The organism is Pseudomonas syringae (assembly GCF_000737245.1).
In the GTDB taxonomy this organism is placed as follows: domain Bacteria; phylum Pseudomonadota; class Gammaproteobacteria; order Pseudomonadales; family Pseudomonadaceae; genus Aquipseudomonas; species Aquipseudomonas syringae_J.
The window spans coordinates 1-5958 of the sequence record NZ_JPQU01000079.1 but is presented as its reverse complement, the minus strand read 5'-3'; the positions used below and the strand labels follow the sequence as shown (position 1 = coordinate 5958).

5 protein-coding genes are annotated in these 5958 nt (G+C 61.2%); 1 reads left to right on the top strand and 4 read right to left on the bottom strand.

The window, feature by feature from the left end; genetic code table 11:
* Positions 1-481: 481 nt before the first annotated feature.
* Positions 482-1744 carry an arsenic transporter gene (locus tag IV01_RS02625; RefSeq protein ID WP_032631327.1) on the top strand — a complete coding sequence of 421 codons (1263 nt, stop codon included), beginning with the start codon at positions 482-484 and terminating at the stop codon, positions 1742-1744.
* 8 nt (positions 1745-1752) lie between these two features.
* Here IV01_RS02625 and pcaC read toward each other — a convergent pair whose 3' ends face one another.
* The 4 genes from pcaC to IV01_RS02645 all read right to left on the bottom strand — a co-directional run bounded on the left by pcaC (position 1753) and on the right by IV01_RS02645 (position 5830).
* A complete protein-coding gene (gene pcaC, locus IV01_RS02630) occupies positions 1753-2157 on the bottom strand; it encodes a 4-carboxymuconolactone decarboxylase (RefSeq protein ID WP_032631326.1) in 405 nt (134 codons plus the stop codon).
* Positions 2158-2172: 15 nt separating this feature from the next.
* Positions 2173-2973, bottom strand: a complete 801-nt coding sequence (pcaD, locus tag IV01_RS02635) for a 3-oxoadipate enol-lactonase (RefSeq protein ID WP_032631325.1) — start codon at positions 2971-2973, stop codon at positions 2173-2175.
* A gap of 126 nt (positions 2974-3099) precedes the next feature.
* Positions 3100-4461, bottom strand: a complete 1362-nt coding sequence (locus IV01_RS02640) for a 3-carboxy-cis,cis-muconate cycloisomerase (protein WP_032631328.1) — start codon at positions 4459-4461, stop codon at positions 3100-3102.
* Positions 4462-4480: 19 nt separating this feature from the next.
* Entirely contained in the window at positions 4481-5830 is a 1350-nt protein-coding gene (locus IV01_RS02645; RefSeq protein WP_032631324.1) for an MFS transporter, read from the bottom strand.
* Positions 5831-5958: the final 128 nt, after the last annotated feature.

Here is a 5958-nt window from a genome sequence, read left to right as displayed (position 1 = left end):
AGCCTGACAGACCGCTTAGTCCAATTCGCGGGCAAGCCTCGCTCCAACAAGTTTTGGTGATCCGTAGGAGCGCGCTTGCCCGCGATGAACGATGACGCGGTGTGCCTGACAGACCGCTTAGTCCAATTCGCGGGCAAGCCTCGCTCCAACAAGTTTTGGTGATCCGTAGGAGCGCGCTTGCCCGCGAAGAACGATGACGCGGTGTGCCTGACAGACCGCTAAGTCCCATTCGCGGGCAAGCCTCGCTCCAACAAGTTTTGGTGATCCGTAGGAGCGCGCTTGCCCGCGATGAACGATGACGCGGTGTGCCTGACAGACCGCTAAGTCCCATTCGCGGGCAAGCCTCGCTCCAACAGTTGGGTGATCATCTGTGGGCGCGAGGCGTGCCCGCGAAGAACGATAACGCGGTGTGCCTGACCATAGCGAACTTGTTCTCGCCAGCGCGGGTCTGAAAGCTGCCCACTTTTTCGAGTCCCTTCCAATGCCTTCCCTCGACCCTGCAACGATTATCTGGATCGTCGCCGCGCTGGCGATCTGTGGTGTTATTTTCAGGCCTTGGCGGGTGCCTGAGTTTGTCTGGGCGATGGGCGCGGCCGCGTTGCTCACAGCATTGGGCTTTATCCCCCTGCCCAAGGCACTAGGGGCGGTGGCGGAAGGCGTCGATGTCTATCTGTTTTTGATCGGCATGATGGTGCTTGCTGAACTGGCCCGACAACAGGGGCTGTTCGATTGGCTGGCCATGCTTGCCGCGCGACATGCCAAGGGTTCGGGGCAGCGCCTGTTCGATCTGGTATTTGTGGTGGGCACGCTGGTCACTGTGTTCCTGTCCAATGACGCCACGGCGGTGGTGCTGACGCCTGCGGTCTACGCCGCAGCCCGCGCCGCCAAAGCCGAGCCGCTGCCTTATCTGTTCATCTGCGCGTTTATCGCCAACGCCGCGAGTTTCGTGCTGCCCATTTCCAACCCGGCCAACCTGGTGATTTTCGGCAGCCGCATGCCGCCGCTGACCACATGGCTGTGGCACTTCACCCTGCCCTCGATTGCCGCCATCGGCCTGACTTATCTGGTGCTGCGCTTCGCCCAGCGTGACCACCTGCGCAAGCCATTGGAAACCGTCATTGCCGTCCAGCCGTTATCCAAGGGGGCTGCGTGGACAGCCGTCGGCATCGGCCTGACGGCCTTGGTTTTACTGGCAGCCTCTGCGCTGGACAGGCAACTGGGTCTGCCAACCTTCTGCGCCGCACTGGCAACGGTCATCCTGATTCACCTCGGTCAACGCCTGAGCCCGCTTGCCGTGCTTAAAGGCGTGTCCTGGGGCGTGTTGCCATTGGTAGCCGGGCTGTTCGTACTGGTTGAGGGCATGGCGCTGACCGGCGTGATTGATCATCTGGCCCACGCCCTGAAATCCCTGGCGGATCATTCCAGCCTGCAAGCAGCCTGGGCGGGCGGAATGATTGTCGCGGTAGCCAGTAATCTGCTCAACAATCTCCCGGTGGGATTGATGGCAGGCTCAGTGGGGCATATCGCCCAGTTGCCCGTAGAGACCACCAGCGCCATGGTGATAGGCGTAGACCTTGGCCCGAATCTATCGATTACCGGCTCGCTGGCTACGTTGCTGTGGCTGATCGCTGTGCGCCGCGAGGGTCAGAATGTCACGGCACTGGGGTTTCTGCGTCTGGGGATTCTGGTCATGCCACCGGCGCTGATTGCGGCACTGGCGGCACTTTCATTGACCCATCTGTAGGCCAGAGATCACTGCGGGTCAGGGGCCAACGACTCGACACCCATTTCGTCCCAGACGTCCTCTGCCAGATGAAACGTCGCGTTGGCCGCCGGGATGCCGCAGTAGATTGCACTCTGCATCAGCACCTCCTTGATCTCCTCCCGGGTCACGCCGTTATTTTTCGCGGCTTTGAGGTGCAGGCGCAGTTCGCCCTCGCGGTTCATGCCGATCAGCATGGCGATAGTCACCAGGCTGCGGGTATGGCGGGGCAGGCCGGGTCGAGTCCAGATATCGCCCCAGGCATGCCGGGTGATCATCTCCTGAAACTCTTCGTTGAACGGCGTGAGTTTTTTCAGGCTGTTGTCCACATGGGCATCGCCCAGCACCGCACGGCGCACTTGCATACCGGCTTCGTAGCGTTGTTTCTCGTCCATCGATAAGCTCCCGATTCAGTTTTGCAGAGTGGCTTGCAGAAAGGTCACCACACGCTCGCCGAACGTGCTGCCCGCTTCGATACTGGCCAGGTGCGCGGCGTCAAACTCGGCATACTCGGCGCCGACCACCTGCTCGGCGATGAAACGGCCGTCGGATGGTGGACACACCGCATCTCCGGTCCCACTCACCACCAGCAGCGGCAACCTGATCGAGCTGATCTGCTCACGAAAATCCGCATCCCGCACCGCCGCACAGTTGGCGGCGTAACCCTGAGGTGAAGTCTGCGCCAGCATGTCCACCACAGGCTGGACCTGCTCGGGATGGGCCTGGGCAAAGGCCGGTGTGAACCAACGGGCGATGGACGCTTCACGCAGCGCATGCATGGCAGCCTTGCCGTCACGCAAGACCATTTCGATACGCGGATTCCATATGTCAGGGGTGCCGATCTTCGCGGCGGTGCAGCACACCACCGCTCCCAGGAGTCGCTCAGGTGCATTGATTGCCAGCCATTGGCCGATCAAGCCGCCCATGGACAACCCGCAGAACAAAACCTCCGGCAGCTCTAACGCATCGAGCAATGCCAGCACGTCCCGGCCGTTCTGCTCAATGCTGTAGATCCCCTCGGTGACCAGCGACTGGCCATGCCCACGAGTGTCGTAACGCAACACCTGAAAATGAGGGGTAAAAGCAGGCATCTGCGAATCCCACATGCGCAGCTCCGTGCCCAGCGAGTTGGACAAGAGCAACACCGGCGCGCCTTGCGGGCCGTCGAGCTGGTAATGCAATGGGCCGTCAGGCAGTTGAATGAAAGGCATTTTGGCTCCTTTTTAAGTCGAAGAATTGGACTGCATTCCCTGTGGGAGACTCTATGTTTGCTCACAAGCGGATGTGCCGCGTCATCGTTCTTCGCGGGCAAGCCTCGCTCCCACAGGGAATCCGTTTCAGTCTGAAAATTTCTCATGCTCGGCCACCGCCCTATCCACCCACTCCCGCGCCAAGCCCAGATAATTGGCCGGGTCGAGAAGCTGATCCAGTTCTTGAGGCGATAGCTCGGCACTGACTTGCGGTTCGGCACCCAGCACTTCACGTAGATGAACGCCTTGCTGCACGGCGCGACGGCAGCATTGCTCGATCAAGTGGTGGGCCGTGTCCCGTCCAAGACGCCGGGCCAGGGCGATGCTCACCGCTTCGGCCAGCACCAGGCCATTGGTGGCATCAAGATTACTGCGCATACGCTCAGCGTCGACTTCAAGCTCGGGGACAAACTGCAAGGCTTGCTGCAGCGACCCGGAAATCAGGCAGCACAGCTCAGGCAAGGTTTCCCATTCGGCATGCCAGAGACCCAGGCTGCGCTCGTGCTCCTGAGGCATCGCGGCGAACATCGTTGCCACCAGCCCCGGCGCGCGCACAGCGGCACTGATCATCACCGCCGCGCCCACCGGGTTGCGCTTGTGGGGCATGGTCGAGGAACCGCCCTTGCCCGCCGCGGCTGGCTCGAATACTTCGGCGACTTCAGTCTGCATCAACAAACTGATGTCGCGACCCACTTTGCCGAGACTGCCGGCAATCATCCCCAGCAGGCTGGCGAACTCCACCAGACGGTCGCGTTGAGTGTGCCAGGGCTGCTCGGGCAGATGCAGCTGCAGCTCCCGGGCCAACGCTTCGGACACCGGTAATGCGTGATCACCCAACGCAGCCAGGGTGCCGGATGCGCCGCCGAACTGCAGGCTCAGCAGCCGAGGCTTGATCTCTGCCAGACGCTGCCGATGCCGGGTGACCGCACCCAGCCAACCGCTGATTTTCATCCCCAAAGTCACGGGCGTCGCCTGTTGCAGCCAGGTGCGTCCAGCCAGTGGCGTGACCGCATAGCGACGGGCCTGGCGGGCAAGTGAATCCGCCAGTTGTGCCAGGTCGCTCTCAATCATCGCCACGGCATCACGCAGCTGCAGTACCAGACCGGTGTCCATGACGTCCTGGCTGGTGGCCCCCATGTGCACATAGCGTTCGGCGGCTGGATCATCGGCCGCGATCTTCTTGCCCAAGGCCTTGACCAGCGGGATTGCCGAATTACCCGCATTGCCGATGGCCACCGCCAGTTCAGCAAAGTCGAACAGCTCGGCCCGACAACTGGCCTCGATAGCACCGACCACCTTCGCCGGAATCAAACCGGTACTGGCCTGAGCCCGGGCAAGGGCCGCTTCGAAGTCGAGCATGCCTTGCACTCGACCGTGGTCGGAGAAGATTACGCTCATGGCCGACTGACTGAAGTAAGCGTCGAATAGCTGCTGGCTCGAACGATTCAAATTGCTGCTCCCGAAATGGTCATGTGGCATCCGAATGGCTGACCCAGCCTTTGATCAACACGGCAATTGCCGCCAATGCCGCCGGTACGACAAGCGCGGTCAGGACCTGCTCGAAATTCCAGCCCAGCCCCAGTAGCGTCGCGCCCGCCCAGGCACCCAGAATCGCGCCGAAACGACCGATGCCGAGCATCCAGGAAACGCCCGTGGCCCGGCCTTGGGTCGGGTAGAAACGCGCCGCAAGTGATGGCATGGCCGATTGCGCGCCGTTGATGCACATCCCGGCCAGCAGTACCAAAGTCGCCAGCACTGTCACGTTACCCAGACTCTGCCCCACCAGCCAGGCGAAAATACCGGCCAGGAAGTACGCACAGCCGATCACTTTGTGTGGGTTGAACTTGTCCATGGCCCAGCCGACACCCACGGCGCTCAACACGCCGCCGAATTGAAACAGAGCGCCGATGAACGCCGATTGTTCCATGCTGGCGCCGCTGTCGCGCATCAGGGTTGGCAACCAGCTGGTCAGCAGATAGACGATCACCAGGCCCATGAAGTAGGTCAGCCACAGCAGCAAGGTCCCGGCGCTGTAAGTGCCAGAGAACACTACTTTAAGCACGTTGCGGCTGCTCACGGTTTTCTGTTCCGGGACGCTGAAGTCCTTGGCAGCGTTGACCTCCAGTCTGGAAATCGGCGCCAGAACTTTGCGGATGCGGTCCACGCCCAGATTACGCACCACCAGAAAACGCGCCGACTCCGGCAGCCAGATCATCAGGACCACGGTCAGGACCAGTGGCAGAACTCCGCCGAGCATTAACAGGCTGTGCCAGCCCATGGCCGGAATCAGCTTGGCGGAAACGAACCCACCGCAAGCCATACCCAGATTGAAGCCGCAAAACATGCTGGTCACCAGCAAGGACTTGAGACGCTCCGGGGTGTATTCCGACAGCAGCGTCGTGGCGTTGGGCATCGCCGCCCCAAGTCCCAGGCCAGTCAGCAGCCGCAGGATCAGCAATTGGTCGATGTTGCTACTGAACGCCGACAACAAGCTGAAGAGCCCGAACAAAAAGACCGCCGCAACCAACACCACCTTGCGCCCGAACCGGTCAGCCAGCGGCCCGGAGCCCAGCGCTCCGAAGACCATGCCGATCAGCGCGGCGCTCATCACCGGACCGAGGCTGGCGCGAGGGATGCCCCAGTCGACACTCAAGGCCGGGGCGATGAAGCCCATGGCCGCAGTGTCCAGGCCGTCCAGAAACACAATCAGAAAACACAGAATGACCACTCGCCACTGATAACGTGACAAGGGTTGAGCATTGATGAAAGCCTGCACATCCAGTGTGCCGGCCTCGGGCACGCGAGCCGAGAGCGTCATGGGGTTTCCTTGTTATTGTTTTTTTGTTTGTCACTTTGGAATTCTGTTTTCTGTAGGAGCGCGCTTGCCCGCGATAGCGTCGGGTCAGGCAGCACATCTTTTGCAGACATACCGCATCGCGGGCAAGC

What these genes read in the sequence shown, in the direction of transcription:
- pcaD (WP_032631325.1), bottom strand. Translation starts at nt 2,973, where the DNA reads ATGCCTTTCATTCAACTGCCTGACGGCCCATTGCATTACCAGCTCGAC.
- pcaC (WP_032631326.1), bottom strand. Translation starts at nt 2,157, where the DNA reads ATGGACGAGAAACAACGCTACGAAGCCGGTATGCAAGTGCGCCGTGCG.
- IV01_RS02625 (WP_032631327.1), top strand. Translation starts at nt 482, where the DNA reads ATGCCTTCCCTCGACCCTGCAACGATTATCTGGATCGTCGCCGCGCTG.
- IV01_RS02645 (WP_032631324.1), bottom strand. Translation starts at nt 5,830, where the DNA reads ATGACGCTCTCGGCTCGCGTGCCCGAGGCCGGCACACTGGATGTGCAG.